General features: G+C 72.8%; 23 protein-coding genes. 14 read left to right on the top strand and 9 right to left on the bottom strand.

The window, feature by feature from the left end:
- Positions 1-40: 40 nt before the first annotated feature.
- The 9 genes from AC07EG_RS21490 to AC07EG_RS21450 all read right to left on the bottom strand — a co-directional run bounded on the left by AC07EG_RS21490 (position 41) and on the right by AC07EG_RS21450 (position 7725).
- Entirely contained in the window at positions 41-385 is a 345-nt protein-coding gene (locus AC07EG_RS21490) for a GAF domain-containing protein (RefSeq protein WP_478254908.1), read from the bottom strand.
- 23 nt (positions 386-408) lie between these two features.
- Positions 409-618, bottom strand: coding sequence for a hypothetical protein (locus AC07EG_RS21485; RefSeq protein ID WP_478254907.1), 210 nt, complete (start codon positions 616-618; stop codon positions 409-411).
- Between the two features lie 570 nt (positions 619-1188).
- Entirely contained in the window at positions 1189-2367 is a 1179-nt protein-coding gene (locus AC07EG_RS21480) for a PQQ-dependent sugar dehydrogenase (RefSeq protein ID WP_478254906.1), read from the bottom strand.
- A gap of 99 nt (positions 2368-2466) precedes the next feature.
- Positions 2467-4287, bottom strand: coding sequence for a glutamine--fructose-6-phosphate transaminase (isomerizing) (glmS, locus tag AC07EG_RS21475; protein WP_478254905.1), 1821 nt, complete (start codon positions 4285-4287; stop codon positions 2467-2469).
- A 14-nt stretch (positions 4288-4301) separates the two neighbouring features.
- Positions 4302-4631, bottom strand: a complete 330-nt coding sequence (locus AC07EG_RS21470; protein WP_478254904.1) for a hypothetical protein — start codon at positions 4629-4631, stop codon at positions 4302-4304.
- 1 nt (position 4632) lies between these two features.
- A complete protein-coding gene (locus AC07EG_RS21465) occupies positions 4633-5607 on the bottom strand; it encodes an aldo/keto reductase (RefSeq protein WP_478254903.1) in 975 nt (324 codons plus the stop codon).
- A gap of 20 nt (positions 5608-5627) precedes the next feature.
- Complete coding sequence (locus AC07EG_RS21460) at positions 5628-6629, bottom strand: inorganic phosphate transporter (RefSeq protein WP_478254902.1); 1002 nt, start codon at positions 6627-6629, stop codon at positions 5628-5630.
- A complete protein-coding gene (locus AC07EG_RS21455; protein WP_478254901.1) occupies positions 6630-7250 on the bottom strand; it encodes a DUF47 domain-containing protein in 621 nt (206 codons plus the stop codon). It abuts the gene before it with no gap.
- 40 nt (positions 7251-7290) lie between these two features.
- The gene (locus AC07EG_RS21450) at positions 7291-7725 is read right to left on the bottom strand and encodes a MarR family transcriptional regulator (protein WP_478254900.1); all 435 of its coding nucleotides are present in this window, start codon (positions 7723-7725) and stop codon (positions 7291-7293) included.
- Between the two features lie 85 nt (positions 7726-7810).
- On the opposite strand from AC07EG_RS21450, the gene AC07EG_RS21445 reads away from it, so the two are divergent.
- The 14 genes from AC07EG_RS21445 to AC07EG_RS21380 all read left to right on the top strand — a co-directional run bounded on the left by AC07EG_RS21445 (position 7811) and on the right by AC07EG_RS21380 (position 21469).
- Positions 7811-8854 carry a substrate-binding domain-containing protein gene (locus AC07EG_RS21445; RefSeq protein WP_478254899.1) on the top strand — a complete coding sequence of 348 codons (1044 nt, stop codon included), beginning with the start codon at positions 7811-7813 and terminating at the stop codon, positions 8852-8854.
- Between the two features lie 457 nt (positions 8855-9311).
- The gene (locus AC07EG_RS21440; RefSeq protein WP_478254898.1) at positions 9312-9923 is read left to right on the top strand and encodes an AmiS/UreI family transporter; all 612 of its coding nucleotides are present in this window, start codon (positions 9312-9314) and stop codon (positions 9921-9923) included.
- A 10-nt stretch (positions 9924-9933) separates the two neighbouring features.
- Complete coding sequence (locus AC07EG_RS21435; protein ID WP_478254897.1) at positions 9934-10971, top strand: aliphatic amidase; 1038 nt, start codon at positions 9934-9936, stop codon at positions 10969-10971.
- On the top strand, positions 10971-12044 hold the full coding sequence (locus AC07EG_RS21430; RefSeq protein WP_478254896.1) for an AAA family ATPase: 1074 nt from the start codon (positions 10971-10973) through the stop codon (positions 12042-12044). Before AC07EG_RS21435 ends, AC07EG_RS21430 begins: the two co-directional genes overlap by 1 nt.
- 109 nt (positions 12045-12153) lie before the next feature.
- Positions 12154-12927 (top strand): 2,3-dihydro-2,3-dihydroxybenzoate dehydrogenase, encoded by a 774-nt coding sequence (locus tag AC07EG_RS21425; RefSeq protein ID WP_478254895.1) that lies wholly within the window; start codon positions 12154-12156, stop codon positions 12925-12927.
- A gap of 120 nt (positions 12928-13047) precedes the next feature.
- Positions 13048-14235 (top strand): isochorismate synthase, encoded by a 1188-nt coding sequence (locus AC07EG_RS21420; protein ID WP_478254894.1) that lies wholly within the window; start codon positions 13048-13050, stop codon positions 14233-14235.
- Complete coding sequence (locus AC07EG_RS21415) at positions 14232-15863, top strand: (2,3-dihydroxybenzoyl)adenylate synthase (protein WP_478254893.1); 1632 nt, start codon at positions 14232-14234, stop codon at positions 15861-15863. The genes AC07EG_RS21420 and AC07EG_RS21415 overlap by 4 nt, the downstream gene beginning before the upstream one ends.
- 6 nt (positions 15864-15869) lie before the next feature.
- Positions 15870-16547, top strand: a complete 678-nt coding sequence (locus tag AC07EG_RS21410) for an isochorismatase family protein (RefSeq protein WP_478254892.1) — start codon at positions 15870-15872, stop codon at positions 16545-16547.
- On the top strand, positions 16544-16783 hold the full coding sequence (locus AC07EG_RS21405; RefSeq protein ID WP_478254891.1) for a phosphopantetheine-binding protein: 240 nt from the start codon (positions 16544-16546) through the stop codon (positions 16781-16783). Before AC07EG_RS21410 ends, AC07EG_RS21405 begins: the two co-directional genes overlap by 4 nt.
- Positions 16780-17646 (top strand): siderophore-interacting protein, encoded by an 867-nt coding sequence (locus AC07EG_RS21400; protein WP_478254890.1) that lies wholly within the window; start codon positions 16780-16782, stop codon positions 17644-17646. Before AC07EG_RS21405 ends, AC07EG_RS21400 begins: the two co-directional genes overlap by 4 nt.
- A 34-nt stretch (positions 17647-17680) precedes the next feature.
- Positions 17681-18679, top strand: a complete 999-nt coding sequence (locus tag AC07EG_RS21395) for an ABC transporter substrate-binding protein (protein WP_478254889.1) — start codon at positions 17681-17683, stop codon at positions 18677-18679.
- Positions 18676-19677: a FecCD family ABC transporter permease gene (locus AC07EG_RS21390; RefSeq protein WP_478254888.1), complete on the top strand. Its 1002-nt coding sequence runs from the start codon at positions 18676-18678 to the stop codon at positions 19675-19677. The genes AC07EG_RS21395 and AC07EG_RS21390 overlap by 4 nt, the downstream gene beginning before the upstream one ends.
- Complete coding sequence (locus AC07EG_RS21385) at positions 19674-20696, top strand: FecCD family ABC transporter permease (RefSeq protein ID WP_478254887.1); 1023 nt, start codon at positions 19674-19676, stop codon at positions 20694-20696. Before AC07EG_RS21390 ends, AC07EG_RS21385 begins: the two co-directional genes overlap by 4 nt.
- Positions 20693-21469, top strand: a complete 777-nt coding sequence (locus AC07EG_RS21380) for an ABC transporter ATP-binding protein (protein WP_478254886.1) — start codon at positions 20693-20695, stop codon at positions 21467-21469. Before AC07EG_RS21385 ends, AC07EG_RS21380 begins: the two co-directional genes overlap by 4 nt.
- Positions 21470-21491: the final 22 nt, after the last annotated feature.

The raw sequence follows: 21491 nt of genomic DNA, 5'->3' as shown, positions 1-21491 counted from the left end.
CACCGCCGCGTGCGAGGCGAGCGCGGCCTGCAGTTCGACCTCACCGCCGTGGAAGGACCGCGGCCGGCGGCCGGCAGCACCCCGATCGCCTCGTCCCCGCGGACCAGCGGCACGCCGAGGATGCCGCCCAGCTGCTCGCTCCCGGCAGCCGCGTGTGCTGGATCCGGGTGTCCCGCAGGTAGTTCGCGCTCCACATCGGCTCGCCGGTCCGCACCACCCGCCCGCCCAGCCCGGTACCGGCCGCCAGTTCGATGCCACGCAGCACCGAGCCCGTGGACCCGTCGGCCACCTCGATCCGCAGCGTGCCGTCCGCCCGCCGCAGCATCAGGTAGGCCACGTCCACCGCGAGCAACCGGCGTGCCTGCGCGGCGACCTCGCTGAGCACCTCGCCGGAGTCACGCAGCGTGGTCAGGCGGCCAGGTCGTTCAGCACGGTCAGCTCGGCGGCGTGCCGGCGGCACGCGTCGAGGCGGCGGTGGACGGCGAACGCCCGATCGGCCGCCCGCACCAGCCGGTCGCGGTCCGCCTCGGCCGCTCCGGCCAGCTGAGCGCGGTGGAAGTCCGCCAGCTCGGCGGCCGGGCGCTCGTCGGCGAGCAGGCGCAGCCAGGAGTCGGTCATGGAGGCATCCTCCACGATTCACCGCGGAAGGGGAGCCTCCGGCCACGGGCGCCGGGTGACCGCCGGGCTTCGACGGCAGCGGACCGGCCGTCGTGCTGGTCGCCGGTTGCCGTGCGGCGGCCGAGACCTGGGTGCTCCGGGTCGCTCGGCTGCCCCGGCGTCCGGCCAGGCAAGGACCTGCACGACGCGCTCGACGGCGCGGGCTCGACCGAGGTGCTGCTGGTCGGCAGTTCGGTGGGCGCGAGCACCATCTGGTCCTGTGGACCTGTTCGGTCGCGAGCGGGTGCGCTGGGTACCCCGAACCGGCCGGGGTCCGGGTGCCGAGCGGGCCCAGTTGCGCCTGGTCGAACGGCTGGGCGCGGTGGGGCCGCCGGTGGCGCGGCCGGAAAACCCTGCCGCTGCTGCACGACCACGCCCACCAGGATGGCGGGACGTGGTCGCGCGAGCGGAGTTCCCGGCGGGCCGGGCGGTGGTGCCGGACGACGCCGGGCACGCCACCCACCTCGACCGCCGGACGCGGTCAACCGGGAACTGCCGGCCTTCGCCGCCGAGCTGTGAGCCGCTGAACCGTCACGGGGTGTGCTGGAAGGAAACCCGGTGCAGGCGGCCGGGGTACTCGTCGACCACGTACAGCTCACCGCGCTCGTCCACGCCGAAGGCGGTGACGTCGGTGGGGAAGGCGCCGATCTCACCGCTGGTGTACGTGCCGTCCGCGTTCTCCCGGACGGCCCAGGCGGTGCCGCGGCAGAAGTCGGTGGCCACGTAGGTGCCGGCGGCCAGCTTGGCGTACTGGCTGCCGCGGTAGACGTGGCCGCCGATCACCGCGCAGCCCTGCTCACCGGAGACGTAGTGGAAGACCGGGCCGGTGTACTTCGCGCCCGGGGTGCAGCGCTCCTGGTTGTAGACCACCGGACCCTCCATGCAGGACCAGCCGAAGTTGACCCCGCCCTGGTGCGCCCGGATGTGGTCCACCTCCTCGAACCGCCCCTGCCCGACGTCGCCGATCCACAGCGAACCGTTGTGCGGGTCGAACGAGAACCGCCACGCGTTGCGCAGGCCGTACGCCCAGATCTCGGTGCGCACGCCCGCGTTGCCGACGAACGGGTTGTCACCGGGCACGCAGTACGGTTTCCCGCCGCACGACCGGTTCACGTCCAGGCGCAGGATCTTGCCGAGCAGCGTGTCCAGCCGCTGCCCGGTGGCCAGCGGATCGCCGGCGCCGCCACCGTCGCCGATGGCCCAGTACAGGTAACCGTCCGAACCGAACGCGAGCTGCCCGCCGTTGTGGTTGCTGAACTGCGCGTGTTCCTGCGTCAGCAGTTCCTGCACCGCACCGGTGTCCAGGCGCAGCCGGGCCAGCGTCACGGCGTGGTCCGGCAAGCGCGTGTACGCCACGTACGCGGTGTTCCGGTCCTTGGCCAGCGCCAGGCCCAGCAGGCCGCGCTCGACTTCGGCGGAACTGACCCGCTTGCTGATGTCGGCCACCGGTTTCGCGGCCATCCCGGTTTGCGGGTGGTAGGCGCGGATCACCCCGCGCTTCTCGGCGATCAGCAGCCTGCCGTCGCCGGCCGGCACGATCGAAGTGGGGTTCTGCAGGCCCGTGGCCACTTCCGTGGTGACGACGCTGAGTTCGTCCAGCGGCACACCGGTGCCCGCCGCGCTCGCCGCGGGAACCGCCGTCCCCAGCAGGGCGGCCACGGCGAGCGGAACGGCGAGGGACAACCGTTTCCACGGATGGGGTCGCGACATGTCAGCTCCAGACACCGTTGACGGACGACCGGGAGAATGGTCTGGTCCAATTCAAACGGGCGTCCGGCCGCCGCGGTACCCCCAAACGGACTGTGCGGCTCATTCCACGGTGACGCTCTTCGCCAGGTTCCGCGGCCGGTCGATCTCGCGGTCCAGCGCCTTGGCCAGGTGGTAGGCGAACAGCTGCAACGCCACCGACAGCGTGATCGGCGCCAGCTCGGGGGCCGCCTTCGGCACCCGGAGCACCTCGGTGACCAGGCCATCGGGCAGCTCGGCGTCGGTCACCGCGATGACCGGGCCACCGCGGGCCTTGATCTCCTCGATCGTCGAGAGGTTCTTGGCCAGCAGGTCGTCGTCCGGCAGCACCACCACGGTCGGCATCGCCGGATCGATCAGCGCCAGCGGCCCGTGCTTGAGTTCCGCCGCCTGGTAGGCCTCGGCGTGCACGTAGGAGATCTCCTTGAGCTTCTGCGCGCCCTCCCTGGCCACCGGCCAGCCCCGCACCCGCCCGACGAAGAACATGTGCTCGGCACCGGCGTACTTCGCGGCGACGGCGGCGATCGCCGCCTCCTGGCCGAGGATGCCGCTCAGCTGCGACGGCAGCGCGAGCAGGCCGTCGACCAGGCGCCTGCCGTCGGCCATGGACAGGTCCCGCACGCGCCCCAGTTCCAGCGCCAGCAACGCGAGCGCCACCCCCATGTTGGTGAACGACTTGGTCGCCGCCACCGAGACCTCCGGGCCCGCGTGCAGGAACAGCCCGCTGCCGCACTCGCGGGCGATCGAGCTGCTCACCACGTTGACCAGGCCGATCACCCGGCCGCCCTTGCGCTTGAGCTCGTGCACCGCGGCGAGGGTGTCCAGCGTCTCGCCGGACTGGCTGATCGCCACGTACAGCGTCTCCGGGTCGATCACCGGATTGCGGTAGCGGAACTCCGAGGCGGGTTCGGCGTCGGCCGGGAGGCGGGCCAGCTGCTCGACCAGCTCGGCCCCGAGCTGCCCGGCGTAGTAGGCCGAACCGCAGCCGAGCAGCTTCACCCGGCGGATCTGCTGGTACTCCCGCGGGCTCAGGCCGACGCCGTCGAGCCGGGCCGACATGAACCGCCGGTCCAGCCGCCCGCGCAGGCAGCGGTCGACCGCGTCCGGCTGCTCGGCCATCTCCTTGCTCATGAAATCCGGGTACTGGCCCAGCTCGTAGTCGAGGGAGGCGGCTTCGAGCGCGGTCGGCGGGCGGGTGGTGGCCCGCGCGTCGTGCACCGTGCTGGTGCGGTAACCGTCGGCGGTGACCGTGGCCAGCTCGTCGTCCTCGAGGTAGATCACCTTCTCGGTGAACCGCACCAGCGCAGCGGTGTCCGAGGCGATCAGCACCTCCCGCTCGCCGAGCCCCAGCACGATCGGGCTGCCGCGCCGGGCGGCGACCAGTTCGCCCGGATTCGCCGCGTCCATCGCGATGACGCCGTAGGTGCCCTCCACTTGGGACAGTGCGGCACGCACAGCGTCCTCCAGGGTGGACTCCCCGCTGCGGGCGATCAGGTGGGCCAGCACCTCGCTGTCGGTGTCCGAGGCCAGGGCCACCCCCTCGCCGGCGAGCCGCCTGCGCAGCGCATCGGAGTTCTCCAGCACGCCGTTGTGCACGATGGCGATCCGGCGGGTGGGGTCCAGGTGCGGGTGGGCGTTGCGATCGCTGGGCTCACCGTGGGTGGCCCAGCGGGTGTGCGCGATGCCGGTGGTCCCGCTCAGCCCGTCCGGGATGACCCGGCGCAGGTCGGCCACCCGGCCCGCGGTCTTGTGCACCTCGAGCCCGCCGTCGGCGGCCACCGCCACGCCCGCCGAGTCATATCCCCGGTATTCGAGCCGGTGCAGGCCCTCCACCAGCAGGGGAACCGCGTTCTTCGACCCGGCGTACCCGACGATCCCGCACATCCGCGCAAACTCCTTCAGCCGTAGACGATGCGCCGGAGCTGCCGTTCCGACAGCTCCGGCGCCGCGACCGGGCGCACCGCGAGTTCGTCGCGGAGCAGCGGCCAGATGCGGGCGTTCGGCAGCTGCCGGGCACGCAGCTCGGCATGGCGCCGGCGCACGTACTCCTCGGGTGTCTCGACGAAGTAACCCATCACGTCGGAGACCAGGCGCCTGGCGATGGCGGACGGCAGCCCGCTGGTCCTGACCACGTGCCGCAGCAGGTCCTCCGGTACTTCGTCCCCCACGCCGGTCAGCATGGCACCGGCACCGCCGCCGTCCCAAACCCCGTGCCCGGATTCGGGCACGTCACCACCGGTCGTGCACCAGCGGGCGGATCAGCTCGTCGTACACCTCGCGCACCGCGTCACCGTCCACCGCGGGCAGGGCGGCCGCGGCGGTGTTGGCCCGGACCTGCCCGGGGTTGCGGGCACCCGGGATGACCGTGCTCACCCCGGGCTGGTCCAGGATCCAGCGGAGCGCGAACTGGGCGAGGGTCTGCCCCGGCGGGACCACACCACGCAGCCGGTCGACGGCTTCGAGGCCCACCTCGTAGGGCACACCGGCGAAGGTCTCGCCCACGTCGAACGCCTCGCCGTGCCGGTTGAAGTTGCGGTGGTCGTCGTCGGCGAAGGTGGTGTCCTTCGTGTACTTGCCCGAGAGCAGCCCCGAGGCCAGCGGCACCCGCACGATGATCCCGGCGCCCGCTTCGGCCGCGGCGGGCAGCACCCGCTCCAGCGGCTTGAGCCGCAGGCAGTTGAGGATGATCTGCACCGCGGCCACGTTCGGCCTGGCCAGCGCGGTGAGCGCCTCTTCGCAGGTCTCCACGCTGACGCCGTAGCGGGCGATCCGCTGCTGGTCGACCAGCTCGTCGAGCGCGTCGAACACCGCGTCGTCGGCGTACACCGGCGTGGGCGGGCAGTGCAGCTGGACCAGGTCCAGGGTGTCCACGCCGAGGTGGCGCCGGGACCGGTCGGTCCAGGCGGCGAAGTTGGCGGCGGTGTAGTTCTCCGGCACCTGCTCGACCCGGCGGCCCATCTTGGTGGCCACGAACAGGTCGTCCTGCCCGCGTTCGGCGCGGAACCGCCCGACCAGCTGCTCGCTGCGGCCGTCACCGTAGACGTCGGCGGTGTCGAAGAAGGTGACCCCTTCGTCCGCCGCGGCGTGCAGCACCGCTAGCGCGTCGGCCTCGCCGACCTCGCCCCAGTCGGCACCGAGCTGCCAGCACCCCAGCCCGACCGCGCTCACACCCCGGCCGAACCGCTTCACTTCCCGAATCTCCATCCCGCGATTCTGCCCCGGGCTCAGGTGGTGGCCGCCACCAAGGGCCAGGAGAACAACGCGCCGACCAGCCCGGCCGCCGGGAAGGTGAGCACCCAGCCGCCGACGATGTTGCCCGCGGTGCCCCAGCGCACCGCGGAGAGCCGCCGGGTGGCCCCGGCGCCCATGATCGCCGAGGTGATCGTGTGCGTGGTGGAGATCGGCGCGCCGAAGCCGAGCGCGGCCACGTACAGCACCGAGCTGGCCGTGGCCTCGGCGGCGAAGCCCTCCGGCGGCCGCAGGTCGATCACCTTGCGGCCCAGCGTGGCGATGATCCGCCGCCCGCCGGAGTAGGTGCCCGCCGCCAGCGCCGCGCTGATCAGGAAGTACACCCAGACCGGGATGTGCCACCCCGTCTGGTAACCCCCGGCGACCAGCGCCAGCACCACGATGCCCATCGACTTCGCCGCGTCCTGCATGCCGTGCCCGACCGCCATCGCCGCGGCCGAGCAGGTCTGGGCCAGCCGGAACCCGCGGTTGAGCTTCTTCGGGTGCCCCCGCCGGAAGGTCCACAGCACCGCCAGCATCAGCAGGTACCCGAGCGCGAAGCCGAGCAGCGGCGAGATCAGCATGGGCAGCAGCACGTCCTCGACGATGCCGCCCCACAGCACCACGCCCGCGGCGGGCAGCGTGGCCCCGACCAGGCCGCCGACCAGCGCGTGCGAGGAACTCGACGGCAGGCCGAAGTACCAGGTGACCAGGTTCCAGCCGATCGCGCCGAGCAGCCCGCAGCAGACCACGGTCAGCGCGGTGATGCCCGGTGGCAGCTGCACGATCCCGGCCCCGACGGTCTTGGCCACCTTCGCCCCGAAGAACGAGCCGACCAGGTTGCCCACCGCGGCGAGGGCCAGCGCCGCCCGGATGCTCAGCGCCCTGGTCGAGACCGAGGTGGCGATCGCGTTGGCCGCGTCGTGGAACCCGTTGGTGTAGCTGAACACCACCGTGATCACGATGGCCGCGGTGACCGCGGCCAGTTCGGCGTTCACTCAGGACTCCTTGACCACGATCGCCTCGACCGTGTTCGCCACGTGCTCGAAGGCGTCGGCGGCTTCCTCCAGCGCGTCGCCGATCTCCTTCAGCTTCAGCACGGTGAGCGCGTCGTACTTGCCGCTGAACAGGGTGGCCAGCAGGTGGCGGTAGATCCGGTCGGCCTGGTTCTCCAGGTCGTTCGTGCCGATCCAGTAGTGCTTGAGGTCGCGTTTGGCGGCGAAGTCCTCGAACGAGGTGGCGGCCAGTTCACCGAGCCGGCGCAGCACCGCCAGCTGCTCGCACATCTCCGGCGGCGGGCGCTCGTCGTCGAAGGCGCAGTAGAGGTGGGCCAGCGTGGCGGCGCCCTCCAGGTGGTCGATCACGTCGTCCAGCCGGGAGCCGAGCCGGTACATGTCGTCGCGGTCGAAGGGGGTGATGAACGAGGAGTTGAGCTTGTGGAACAGCTCGTGGGTGACCTCGTCGTTCTCGTGCTCGATGTCGACCAGCCGGCTGCTCAGCGCCTCCGCGGCCACGCCGGGCTGACCCAGTTCGCCGATGGCCTCGGTGGCTCTGGCCGTGTTGCGGGCAGCTCGGATGAAGTATTCGAACAACTCGGGTTGCTTCGGCCGAAGTCGCATCCGCCCGGCTACCCGCGGTGGCGATCACGGAAACCCGGCCTCACCGCTGGTCGAGTGCGGAATCCCCGGTCAGCGCGGCGAGCAGGGCCAGGGTGCCGGGACCGTCGCCGGTGCGGTCGAGCGCGGCGGCCTCCGCCTCGGCCACCTTCGGCGCGATCCGCCGGTGCGCGGCCCGGCCGCGCGGGCCGAGGTAGACGCGCACGCGGCGCCGGTCCTCGGCGTCCACCTCGCGGTAGACCACCGCGGTGGAGACGAGGCGGTCGACCACGCGGGTCAGCGTCGGGCCGGTGGCCAGCGTCCGGCCGGCCAGGTCGGCCATCGACAGGCCGCGTTCGCGGGCCAGCGAATCGAGCACCAGCCACTGGTCCAGCGACAGGCCCTCCGCCCGGAGCACCTCCTCGACGCGGGCGGTGACCGCCCGCAGGGCGCGGGTCAGCGCCCTGGTCAGCGGTTCGGCCCCGGTGTGCGCGGTCATCGCCGGTCTCGGTCCTCCCTCTTGCGGAAACCCCGCCCCGATTGTAAAACTTCGTTCCACTTGGAAGTAAACCGGCGGAGATCCGATGGGCTGGCGCGTCGCGATGGTGGTCCCGCTGCAGGGCCCGGCCGGGTTGTTCGGGCCGTCCTGCGAGGCGATCGCCGAACTGGCCGCGCACGAGTTCAACGCGGCCGGCGGGGTCCTCGGCCGGGAGGTCTCGCTGCGCGTGGTCGACGGCGGTGCCCCGCCGCCGGTGGTGGCGGCCGAGGTCGGTGCCCTGGTCGACCGTGGTGAGGTCGACGCCGTCACCGGCTGGCACATCTCCTCGGTGCGGCACGCGCTCGCGCCGGTGCTCGCCGGGCGGGTCCCGTACGCCTACACCTCGCTCTACGAAGGCGGCGAACGGCGGCCGGGGATCTTCTGCACGGGGGAGACGCCGCGGTTGCAGATCGCGCCGGCGTTGCGCTGGCTGCGGGACAACCTCGGGGCGCGGCGCTGGTTCGTCGCCGGGGACGACTACGTCTGGCCGCGTGTGTCCACCACCGCGGTCCGGCACTTCGCCGCCGAACTCGGGCTGACCATCGCCGGGGAGGCGTTCGTCGGACTCGGCGGCGGGGACATGGCGGGCCTGATCCGCCGCGTCGAGGCGGCGGACGCCGACGGGGTGCTGATGCTGCTGGTCGGGCAGGACGCGGTGGAGTTCAACCGCGCCTTCGCCGCGCGGGGCCTGCACGAGCGGCTGGTCCGGTTCAGCCCGCTGATGGAGGAGAACATGCTGCTGGCCAGCGGCAGCGGGGCCACCGCCAACCTGTTCGTGGCGGCGGCCTACTTCCGTTCCATGGTCAACGCCGACGCGATGGACCTCCTCGGGCGCTACGTCGGTCTGCACGGGGTGACCGCGCCCCCGCTGAACAACGCCGCCGAGTCGTGTTACGAGGGGTTGCAGGTGCTGGCGAGCCTGGCCGGGCGGGCGGGCAGTGCCCGGCTGCACGACTTCAACGCCGTGCTGGACGGGGTGGCGTACCACGGCCCGCGGGGCACCGTCGAGTTCCGCGGGCGGCAGGCGCGGCAGCACGTCCACCTCGCCACCGCCGACGGCTGCGATTTCGAGGTCATCACGCGGCTCTGACCGCTTCTTGCCGCTGCACGGGGGTTGGAGCCGTGGAGTTCGGTAACGGGCGACACGAGGTGAGGCTGCCTGTGCGCGGGTTCGGCTGCCTCCCGGGCGATTCAAGTGCGTGAGTGCGGGCCTCGGCGCGGCGTCTTCGCGCCGAAGAATGGCGAGTTGAGTGCGCGGGTTCGACTGTGGCTCGGGCTGCGGATGGGCTCGGCTGCCCGAAGCCGGAGCTCGGTGGCGGCGACCTGAGGTGAGGCTGCGTGAGCGCGGATTCGGCTGCCTTGGCGCGGCTCCCCGCGCCGGCGGTTCGCCTGCCTCGATGCGTGACTCGGCTGCTTGTGCGCGGTGCAGCTGCGTCCGTGCGCCGGGTTCGGCTGTCCGAGGGTGACCCGAGCGCGGGGTTGACGGGTGGGCCGGTTCCATTTACTTTCATCTGAAATTATTCCAGGTGGGTGCAACGGAGGCGGCCGTGCAGAACGTGGGTTTGCTCTACGTGGGGGCCGTGCTGCTGCTCAACGGCCTGATGCTGCTCGGCCAGGTGCCCGCCCGGTCGGCGGCGGCGCTGAACCTGTTCGTCGGTGCGCTGCAGTGCGTGACCCCGACCGTGCTGATCATCCAGGCCGGTGGCGACCGCGACGCGATCCTCGCCGCTTCCGGGCTGTTCCTGTTCGGCTTCACCTACCTCTACGTCGGCGTGGTGAACCTCGCGGGGCTCGAACCCGGTGGCATCGGCTGGTTTTCGCTGTTCGTGGCCGGGGCGGCGCTGGTCTACTCAGGACTGTCCTTCTGGCGCGACCACGACCCGGTCTCCGGGGTGATCTGGCTGGCCTGGGCCGTGCTCTGGGCGCTGTTCTTCGTGGTGCTCGGCCTCGGTGCCGATCAGCTGACCCGGTTCACCGGCTGGGTGACCGTCCTGTTCAGCCAGCCGACCTGCACCCTGCCCGCCTTCCTCGCGCTGACCGGCGGTCCCGCCCCCGACGCGTGGCTGCTCGCGGCACTGCTGGCCGCGCTGCTCGGTGCGGCGGCGTTGCTCGCCAGGAAGAACCGTTCCGTTCCGGCCGCCACGGCGGCGGCCACCTGAAGGAGGAAGCATGCGACACGGTGACATCTCCGCCAGCCCCGACACGGTCGGCGTCGCGGTGGTCAACTACAAGATGCCCCGGCTGCACACGAAGGCCGAGGTGCTCGACAACGCCCGCAAGATCGCCGAGATGGTGGTGGGCATGAAGTCCGGGCTGCCGGGCATGGACCTCGTGGTGTTCCCGGAGTACTCCACGCAGGGCATCATGTACGACCCCGAAGAAATGTACGCGACCGCCGCGACCGTGCCCGGCGACGAAACCGCGATCTTCGCCGAAGCCTGCCGCACGGCGAACACCTGGGGCGTTTTCTCGATCACCGGTGAGCAGCACGAGGACCACCCGAACAAGCCGCCGTACAACACGCTGATCCTGATCAACAACCACGGCGACATCGTGCAGAGGTACCGCAAGATCCTGCCGTGGTGCCCGATCGAGGGCTGGTACCCCGGTGACACCACCTACGTCACCGAAGGCCCCAAGGGCATGAAGATCTCGCTGATCATCTGCGACGACGGCAACTACCCGGAGATCTGGCGCGACTGCGCGATGAAGGGCGCCGAACTGATCGTGCGCTGCCAGGGTTACATGTACCCGGCCAAGGACCAGCAGGTGCTGATGGCCAAGGCGATGGCGTGGGCGAACAACTGCTACGTCGCGGTGGCGAACGCGGCCGGGTTCGACGGGGTGTACTCCTACTTCGGGCATTCGTCGATCATCGGGTTCGACGGCCGCACGCTCGGCGAAACCGGTGAGGAGGAATACGGCATCCAGTTCGCGCAGCTTTCGCTTTCGGCCATCCGCGACGCGCGCCGGTTCGACCAGTCGCAGAACCACCTGTTCAAACTGCTGCACCGCGGTTACAGCGGGGTGCACGCGGCGGGTGACGGGGACAAGGGCGTCGCGGACTGCCCGTTCGACTTCTACAAGCTCTGGGTCACCGATGCCGAGAAGGCCAGGGAGCACGTCGAAGCGATCACCCGCGACACCGTGGGCGTGGCCGACTGCCGGGTGGGCACGCTGCCGGTCGACGAGACGATGCAGGCCTGATGCCGTACCTGACCGACCGGTACCACGACCAGAACCGGGAGGCCGCCGCTCCGGCGCGGCCTCCCGGCGCGTTCGACCCCGACGCCGTCGCGGCGAAGCTGCGCGGCCGCGTCCTCGGGCAGGACCCGGCCGTCGACGCGGTGGTCCGGGCGCTGACCCTGGCCACCGCCGGCGCGGCCGATCCGGCGCGGCCGCTGGCGAACCTGCTCCTGGTCGGCCCGACCGGCACCGGGAAGACCGAGCTGGTGCGGCAGGTGGCCGCCGAACTGCGCGGCGGGCCGGAGGACCTGTGCCGGGTGGACATGGGCGCGCTGGCGCAGGAGCACTACGCGGCCTCGTTCAGCGGCGCGCCACCGGGGTACGCGGGCAGCAAGGAGGCGTACTCGGTGTTCGAACGGTCCAAAGTGGAGGGTGACGCGTACACGCCGGGCATCGTGCTGTTCGACGAGGTGGAGAAGGCGCACCCGACCGTGCTGCGGGCGCTGCTCCAGGTGCTGGACAACGGCGAGCTGCGGCTGGCCAGCGGCCAGGAACGGGTGTCCTTCCGCAACAGCTACGTCTTCCTGACCTCCAACCTCGGCAGCGCGGAACTGGCGCGGCGGCGCGGGGCGCGCTGGCGGCGGCTGGCCGACCGGCTGGGGGAGCGGCCGGGGGCGCTGACCCGGCGCCTGTCCGCGCGCGGCAACCACACCGCGGTTTCGGCCGCGCTGCGGGCTTTCTTCGACACCGAGTTCCTCAACCGCATCGACGAAACCATCGTGTTCACCGAGTTCGACACCGAAACCGCCGTCCGGATCGCCGCGGTGGAGATCGACCTGCTGCGCCGGCGCCTGCGGAGCCGGTCGGTCCACCTGGAGGTGGACGACTCGGTGCCGCGCCTGATCGCCGACCGCGGTTTCGACCCGGTGTACGGCGCCCGCGGCCTCCGCCGCTGCCTGCGCACCACGCTGGCCGATCCGGTCGCCCGGGCGGTGCTGCGCCACCGCCCGGCCGGGCGCGAGCCGATCACCGTCCGCGCCGTGGTGCGCGGGGACGCGGTGCTGGCGGAGGTGGAGGCTCACCCCACCGGGTGACGGCCGTTGGAGTGCTGGTGAGCCAGATCACCGGGTTCTTCCCTTTACCGCCGACCGGAAGACGTTAGGTTAGGACAGCCTAATCAACTCGTCGGCGAAAGGAGTTCCGGTGGAGGACGGTATCCGCGGCGGCGTCGCGGTGGTCACCGGAGCGGGCCGCGGCATCGGTGCCGCCGTGGCTTCGGCGCTGGCCTCGGCGGGGGCCGCGGTCGCGGCGGTGGACCTCGACGCCGAGGGGCTCGCGCGCACGGCCGCCGGGGCGGGCGGGCGGATCGTGCCGTGCCCCGCCGACGTCGCCGATTCCGCCGCGATCGCCCGCGTGGTGGACGAGGTCGAGCGCGAACTCGGCCCGATCACCATCGGGGTGCCGGTGGCGGGCATCCTGCGGCCCGCGTCGGTGGTCGAGACCACCGACGAGGACTGGGCCGCCACCTTCGCGGTCAACACCACCGGCGTGTTCACCGTGCTGCGTGAGGTTTCCCGGCGGATGGTGCCGCGGCGCGCCGGGGTCCTGGTGACCGTCGGCTCGAACGCGGCGGGGGTGCCGCGCACGGGCATGGCCGCCTACGCCGCGTCGAAGGCGGCGGCCACCATGCTGACCCGCTGCCTCGGCCTGGAACTGGCCGGTTCCGGGATCCGCTGCAACGTGGTTTCGCCGGGTTCCACCGACACCGACATGCAGCGGATGCTGTGGGCGGACGAGAACGGGGCCGCGCGGGTGATCGCCGGTGACCCGGCGCAGTTCCGCGTCGGCATTCCGCTGGGGCGCATCGCCGATCCGGCTGACATCGCCGACGCCGTGGTGTTCCTGGCTTCGGCCAAAGCCCGGCACATCACCATGCAGAACCTCTACGTCGATGGCGGAGCGACACTGCGTGCGTGAGTTCCGTGACCGATCCTGCCTTCCACTGGGGTAAATCTTAGGTTAGGCTGTCCAAATAACGACAGTGTGCCACGCGCGCGGCCACCGCCGCCGAGTCGTCTTTGCGAAAGGGAATGACCAGTGTCCTCACCTGCTCTGGCGCGACCGCGCCCGGTGCACCGGGCGGCCGACCTGCTCGCCGCCTATCTGCCGGGGTCGTTCTACTTCTCCTCGGGGCGGGGGTCACTGCTGGCGGACGGGGTGCACGCGACCGTGCAGGCCGCGCCGGGGCAGCGGGCGAGAGCGGCGGCGGAGGCACTGCTCGCGGCGGACGTGACGGGGGCCGGGGAGCCGGTCGTGGTCGGGGCGATCGGGTTCCGGCCGGACGCGGAAGCGAGCCTGGTGGTGCCCGCGGTGGTGCGCCGGGCGGGCGTGCCGGGGCAGGACGGCCCGGCCGGGGTGCTCGACGGCGCCTCCTGGTCCATCACGCCGAAGCCGGAGCCGGAGGTCTACACCGCGAGCGTGCGCCGGGCGCTGGAGCTGATCGACGGCGGTGAGCTGAGCAAGGTGGTGCTCGCCCGCTGCCTGGAGCTGACCGCCGGTTCGCCGGTGCCGGTGCCGTCGCTGCTGGCCGGGCTGGTGCGGGCGGACCCGGCCGCGCACGTGTTCGCGGCCGACGTCAGCGCGCCGGGGGACCCCGCGCCGCGCACGCTGGTCGGCGCGAGCCCCGAACTGCTGGTGTCGCGGCACGGGTCCACGGTGGTGGCGAACCCGCTGGCCGGTTCCCTGCCGCGGGTGGCCGACGAGGCCGAGAACCGCCGCCGCGTCCAGGCGCTGCTGGCCTCGGCGAAGGACCGCGCCGAGCACGCCCACGTGGCCGCGCAGGTCGCCGACGTGCTCCACGGCTTCTGCACCGAACTGGACGTGCCCGAGGAGCCGGCGGTGATCGGCACGCCGACCATGTGGCACCTCTCGACCCGCATCACCGGCCGGATCGCCGACCCGGCCGTCTCGGCGCTGGCGCTGGCCGAGGCGCTGCACCCGACGCCCGCGGTCTGCGGCGTGCCGGTCGAACGCGCCCGCGACACGATCGCCGAACTGGAGCCGGAGGACCGCGGTTACTACGCCGGGCTCGTGGGCTGGACCGATCTGCGCGGCGACGGCGAATGGGTGGTCACCATCCGCAGCGCCGAGGTGTGCGACCGCTCGGTCCGGCTGTTCGCCGGAGCCGGCGTGGTGGCGGGCTCGGACCCGGCCGCCGAACTCGCCGAAACCAGCGCGAAGTTCCGCACGCTGCTGCGTGCGCTCGGCCTGGACGGTGCGGTGTGAGCCTCGACCACGTCGCCTGGCCGCCGGAAACCGCCGCGCACTACCGCGCCGCCGGGTACTGGCGCGGCCAGAGCTTCGGCTCGCTGCTGACCACGCTGGCCGGTGCCTACGCCACCCGCACCGCCGTGGTGGGCGAGCGCGACGGCGAAACGGCCCGCTGGAGCTTCGCCGAACTCGACGACCGCGCGCACCGGATCGCCGCGGGCCTGGCCGGAGCGGGGATCCGCGCCGGGGATCGCGTGGTGGTGCAGCTGCCGAACGTCCCGGAGTTCCTGCCGGTGGTCTTCGGCCTGTGGCGGGCCGGGGCGTGGCCGGTGTTCGCGCTGCCCGCCCACCGCGACAGCGAACTGCGGCACTTCGCCACGCAAAGCGAAGCCGTGGCCATCGTGACCGTCGGCGAGCACGAGCGGCACGACCACGCCGCCACCGCCCGCGCGGTCGCCGCCGGGGTGCCCTCGGTGCGGGACGTGCTGGTCGTCGGCACCCCGGAGTTCGACGGCCTGGCCGCGACCGCACCCCGCGAACTGCCCGACCCGGATCCGTCCGGCGTGGCGTTCCTGCAGTTGTCCGGTGGCAGCACCGGCTTGCCGAAGCTGATCCCGCGCACGCACGACGACTACCTCTACAGCGTCCGGGAGAGCGCCCGGATCTGCGCGCTGCGCCCCGGCAGCGTCTACCTGGCGGCGCTGCCGGTGGCGCACAACTACCCGCTCAGCTCGCCCGGGGTGCTCGGCGCGCTGCACGCGGGCGCGACCAGCGTGCTGGCCCCGCGCCCGGACGCGGACACCGCGTTCCGGCTGATCGAGGCCGAGGGCGTGACGATCACCGGGGTGGTGCCGCCACTGGCCGCCGCCTGGGTGCAGGCCGCCGCGCGCACCGAGCGCGACCTGTCCAGCCTGGAGGTCCTGCTGGTCGGCGGGGCCAAGTGCGGCCGCGAACTGGCCGAGCGCATCGGGCCCGCGCTCGGCTGCCGGCTCCAGCAGGTGTTCGGCATGGCCGAGGGCCTGGTCTGCTACACCCGCCTCGACGACCCCGAGGACATCGTGCTGGGCACGCAGGGCCGCCCGATCTCGCCCGACGACGAGATCCGCGTGGTGGACCCCGGCGACCCGGCGGCGGCCTCGGACGACGTGGTGCCCGACGGGGAGGTCGGTGCGCTGCTGACCCGCGGGCCGTACACCATCCGCGGTTACTTCCGCGCCGAGGAGCACAACGCCACCGCGTTCACCGCCGACGGCTTCTACCGCACCGGCGACCTGGTCCGGCGGACGCCGACCGGGCACCTGGAGGTGGTCGGCCGGGCCAAGGAGCAGATCAACCGGGGCGGGGAGAAGGTGGCCGCCGAAGAGGTGGAGAACCACCTGATGGCCCACCCGGCGGTGCTCGACGCCGCCGTGGTCGCGGTACCCGACGCATACCTGGGCGAACGGACCTGCGCCTACGTGGTGCCGGTGGCCGGTGGCGCGCCGACCGCGGCCGAACTGCGCCGGTTCGTCCGCGAGCGCGGGGTCGCCGCGTTCAAGGTGCCCGACCTGGTCCAGGTGGTCGCGGCCTTCCCGGTGACCGGGGTGGGGAAAACCAGCAAGCGTGAGCTGCGAGCGGCACTGGCTGCCGTCGCGAAAGGGTGAGAGCAGTTGTCCAGGGAGTCTCTGCCGAAGATCGAGTCCTATCCGCTGCCCACCGCGGCCGAGCTGCCGCCGGGCCGGGTCGACTGGACCCCCGACCCGGCTCGCGCGGCGCTGCTGGTGCACGACGCGCAGCGCTACTTCCTCGCGCCGTACCAGGGCGCGCCGATCCCGGAGATGGTGGCCAACATCGCCGCGCTGCTCGCCGGGGCGCGCGAGGCCGGGGTGCCGGTGTTCTACACCGCCCAGCCGGGCCGCCAGGCCGCCGCCGACCGCGGGCTGCTCACCGAGTTCTGGGGTGACGGCATCGGCGCGGTGATCGACGAGGACCCGGCCGCCGCGGACATCGTCGGCGAACTGGCCCCGCAGCCGTCGGACACCGTGCTGGTCAAGTGGCGCTACAGCGCCTTCCAGCGCAGCACCTTCACCGAACAGCTCGCCGGGCTCGGCCGCGACCAGCTGCTGATCACCGGTGTGTACGCGCACATCGGCTGCCAGGCCACGGCGGTCGAGGCGTTCATGCGCGACGTCCGGCCGTTCCTGGTCGCCGACGCGGTCGCGGACTTCTCCCGTGAGCGCCACGACCAGGCGTGCGAGTACGTCGCGCAGCGCTGTGGCGCGGTCACCACCACCGCCGGCGCGCTGTCCGCGTTCTCGGCGCCGATCCACGCGGGAGCACGACGATGAGCACCACCGGACTGACCGCCGAGCAGATCCGCGCCGACGTGGCCGGGCTGATCGGCTGCGACGAGAGCGAACTGACCCCGGACGCCGACCTGCTCGACCTCGGCCTGGACTCGATCCGCATCATGGGCCTGATCGAGCGCTGGCGCGCGGCGGGCGTGGCGGTGGAGTTCGCCGACCTGGCCGAACAGCCGCAGCTGCGGCACTGGGAAACCGTGCTGACCGGGGACCGCGCGTGAGCCGCGCGGAGCAGCGGCAGCGGCACCACGAGCGGATCGCCGAGGTCCGCGCGGGCACCACCGCGGAGAAGGTGCCCTACCCGATCCGCATCCGGCAGGCCGAAGTGCTGCGCACCAGTGAGGTCGGCGCCGGGCTGGTGCGGGTCACCCTCGGCGGCCCCGGCACCGCCGGGTTCGAGGCGCACTCGCCGGACGAGCACGTGAAGGTGATCTTCCCGGAGCCGGACGGCACGCTGCGGCTGCCCGAACCCGATGGCGACAGGCTGCGCTGGCCCCGGCCGCTGCCGACCTCGCGCGAGTACACCGTCCGCCGCTACGACCCGGGCACCGGGGAACTGGACCTCGACGTGGCGCTGCACGAGGGCGGGCTGGGCGCGGACTGGGCCCGTACCGTGCGGCCCGGCGAGATCGCGCACGTGGCCGGTCCGCCGGGCGGGCTGATCGTGCCGCACAACTACGACCGCTACCTGCTCGCCGGTGACCTCACCGCGCTGCCCGCCATCGCCAGGTGGCTGGAGGAACTGCCGCGCACCGCGGCGGGCTGGGCGTTCATCGAGGTCGCCGACGAGCGCGAGCAGATCGAACTGCACCCGCCGGAGGACGTCGAGGTGCACTGGCTGCACCGCGGTGACCGGCCGCCGGGCACCGGTGACCTGCTGGAGCGGGCCGTGCGCGCGATCCGCGTGCCCGAGGGCGAGCGGCTCTACGCCTGGCTGGCCGGGGAGGCGGGCGTGCTCAAGCCGCTGCGCCGCTGGGTGCGCGACGAACTGCGGCTCGGCCGCGGAGACCACGACATCACCGGTTACTGGAAGCGCGGCGTGGCCGACTTCGACGAAGACCACGAACACGACCACAGCCACTAGATCCGCAACACCCGTACAACCACCGAGGAACAACATGTCCATCGCCAGAACCTCCAGAATCGCCGGCGCGCTCGTGCTCGCCCTCGCCGTGGCCGCCGGCTGCGGCTCGGGCGGCGCCGAAGACACCGGTGCCGCCGAGGCGCAGACCCGCGTGTTCGCCGCCGACAACGGGGAGATCACCATCCCCGTCTCGCCGAAGCGCGTGGTGGCCACCGGGTACGCGGTGCCCGCGCTGCTGGAGGCCAACGCGCCGCTGGTGGGCATTTCGACCTGGCAGCGCGGCCTGCCGCTGATGAGCCAGGAGGACCGCGCCAAGTACGACGGGCTGGCCAAGGTCGCCGGTGAGCAGGCGGCCGAGACCAACTACGAGGCCATCGCGCAGGCCGACCCCGACCTGATCGTGATCGGCGTGCCGAAGCCGGTGCTGGCCGACATCGACGTCAAGCGGCTCGAAGCGATCGCGCCGGTGGTCGCGATCGGCCCGTCGGTGCCGTCGATGTGGCGCGACCTGTCCCGCAAGCAGGCCGACGCCGCCGGCTCGCTGGCCAGCTTCGACGCCACGCGCGACGAGTACCAGGCCAAGGCCGCGAAGCTGGCCGAGAAGTACGCCGCGGTGCTGCCGCAGCTCAAGCTCGCCCACGTCGGTGCCTACGGCGAGGTCGCCAAGGGCAACTTCCAGCGCGAGTTCAACGGCTCCTGGGGCACCAACATCGCCCAGGACCTCGGGGCGAACTACTACGGTCAGGTCAAGGTCAAGGGCGGCGGCTCGAAGGACGTCAGCGAGTACCCCTCGATCGAGGAGCTGGCCGCGGCCTACACCGAGGCCGACGCGATCACCTACTCGGTCGCCGCGGACGGCTCGGTGCCGCCGCCGGTGCAGTACGTGCTCGACTCGGAGCTGTGGAAGAACCTGCCCGCGGTCAAGGCGGGCAAGACCTTCCCGTTCCGCTACACCGAAGCCGCCACCTACCGCGCGGCGATGAAGACCCTCGACGCGGTCGACCAGGCATTCGCGCCGCTGCTGAACCCGTGACGCTCACTTCCCGCGGAACCACCGCGCGGCCGGGACTGCTCATCGCGGCCCTGGCCGCGCTGGCGGTGGTGACCGTGCTCAGCCTCGGTGTCGGGGCGCACGGCGTCGCGCCGGGCGAGGTGGTGCGGGCGATCTTCGGCGGCGCCGGCCCGGCCGATCCCGATCACCTGATCGTCCGGGACGTCCGCCTGCCGCGGGCGGTGCTGGCGATCGCCGCCGGTACCGCGCTCGGCGTGTCCGGCGCGCTGGTGCAGGCGCTCTCCCGCAACCCGCTGGCCGAACCGGGGGTGCTCGGGGTGACCTCCGGGGCCGGGTTCGCCATCACCGTCGGCGTTTCGCTCGGGGTGGCCGGTGCGGCGGGTGAACTGGCGCTGGCCGTGGCGGGCGCCCTGCTCGCGGCCGCGCTGGTGTACTCGGTCGGCCGCCACTCGCCGTTGCGGCTGGTGCTCACCGGTACCGCGCTGACCTTCGTGCTCACCGGCGTCGGGCTGGGCCTGCGGCTGATGGACCCCGGGGTGTTCGACGTCTACCGCTTCTGGTCGATCGGCTCGCTGGCCGGCCGGGAGCAGGCGCCGATGCTGCTGCCGCTGGTCGCGGTGGCCGCCGGCCTGGTGGGCGCGCTGCTGGTGAGCAGGCAGCTCAACGCGATCGCGCTCGGCGAGGCGGTGGCCCGCACGCTCGGCGCCAACGTGGCGAAGGTCCGCTTCACCACCCTGGCGCTGATCACCCTGCTCGCCGGGGCGGCCACCGCGATCGCCGGGCCGATCCTGTTCGTCGGGCTGATGGTGCCGCACGTGGCGCGCCGGCTGGCCGGTGGCTCGGTGCCGTGGCTGACCGGGTTCGCCGCGGTGCTCGGCCCGGTCCTGCTGCTGCTGTCCGACATGGGCGCGCGGGTGCTGCTGCCGACCGGTGAGGTGCCGGTCGCCATCGTCACCGCGTTCGTCGGCGGCCCGGTGCTGATCTGGGCCGTCCGCCGGTACGGGGCGGCGCCGCTGTGAGCGCGCTCGTGCTCCGCCGCGGGCGGACCTCGATCCGGGTCGAACGGCGCACCCTGGTGCTCAGCGCGGCGCTGCTGCTGCTGATCGCCGGGTTCGGGCTGGTCGGCCTGTGCTACGGCGCGACCTGGGCCAGTCCGGCGAAGGTGTTCGACGCGCTGAGCGGGGCCAGGGGCGGGTCGAACGTGGTGATCCGCGAATGGCGGCTGCCCCGGGTGCTCGGCGCGGTCGTCTTCGGTGCCGCGCTCGGCGTGGCGGGGGCGATCTTCCAGAACATCACCCGCAACCCGCTGGGCAGCCCGGACGTGATCGGGCTGGACGCCGGGGCCTACACCGGTGCGCTGGTGGCGATCACCGTGCTGTCCGGTTCGCCGGGGCAGCTGGCGGTCAGCTCGGTGCTCGGCGGGGTGGTCACCGCGGCCGCGGTCTACCTGCTCTCGCTCGGCGGCGGGCTGTCCGGGCTGCGGCTGGTGGTCATCGGCATCGCGGTCAACGCCATGCTGACCGCGTTCAACTCGTGGATCGTGCTGCGCGCCGAACTCGAGGTGGCCATCGCCGCGGTCGGCTGGAACGCCGGTTCCCTGAACGGGGTCGGCTGGGACGACCTGCGGCTGCCGTTCGCCATCATCGGCGTGCTGCTGGTGGTGCTGGCCCTGCGTGCCCAGGCGCTGCACCAGGCCGCGCTCGGCAGCTCGATGGCGGTGACCACCGGTGTGGGCGTGGAACGGCTGCGGCTGCAGCTGGTGCTGATCGGCGTCGGCTGCACCGCCACGGTCACCGCGGTGGCCGGGCCGATCGCCTTCATCGCGCTGGCCGCCCCGCAGATCGGCAGGCGGCTGGCGCGCGCGCCCGGCGTGCCGCTGCTGCCCGCCGCGCTGACCGGTGCGGTGCTGCTGCTGGTGGCCGACCTGGTGGCGCAGATGCTGCTGGCCCCGGTCGCCCTGCCCGTCGGCGTGATCAGCACCGCGATCGGCGGCTGCTACCTGATCTGGCTGCTCACCAAGGAGGTGCGGCGAGCGTGACCGCGCGCCTGACCGCGAGGGATCTGACCCTGCGCTACGGGGAGCGGGTCGTGTCGACCCGGCTGTCCCTCGACGTGCCAGACGGTTCGCTGACCGCGATCGTCGGGCCCAACGCCTGCGGCAAGTCGACGCTGCTGCGGGCCTTCGTGCGGCTGCTGAAACCGGCCGAGGGGCAGGTGCGCCTCGACGACCGCGAAGTCGGCGCGTACCCGACCAAGGCGCTGGCGCGGTCGCTCGGGTTCCTGCCGCAGGACCCGATCGCGCCGGAGGACGTCCGCGTGCGGCAGCTGGTCGCCCGCGGCCGCTTCCCGCACCAGTCGCTGCTGTCGACCTGGTCGGCCGAGGACGCCGAGGCGGTCGCCGAGGCGATGGAGGCGGCCGGGGTCACCGCACTGGCCGACCGGCCGGTGCAGGAGCTCTCCGGCGGCCAGCGGCAGCGGGTGTGGGTGGCCGTGGTGCTCGCCCAGCAGACGCCCTACCTGCTGCTCGACGAGCCGACCTCCTTCCTCGACCTGACCCACCAGTACCAGCTGCTGGCGCTGCTGGCCGACCTGCGCGACCGGGGCCGCACGGTGATCGCCGTGCTGCACGACGTCAACCAGGCGTGCCGCTACGCCGACCACCTGATCGCGATGAAGGACGGCCGCGTGGTCGCCGAGGGCGCCCCGGGCGAGATCGTCGACGCGGCGCTGGTCAAGGAGGTCTTCGAGCTGCCGAGCATCGTCGTGCCCGATCCGGTGACCGGCACGCCGATGGTGGTGCCCGCGCTGTAGCGCCGTGCCCGCCCGTCCCCCG

The sequence above is a fragment of the Amycolatopsis sp. NPDC045836 genome (genome assembly GCF_056431745.1).
This window is presented reverse-complemented; position numbering and strand designations above follow the sequence as displayed.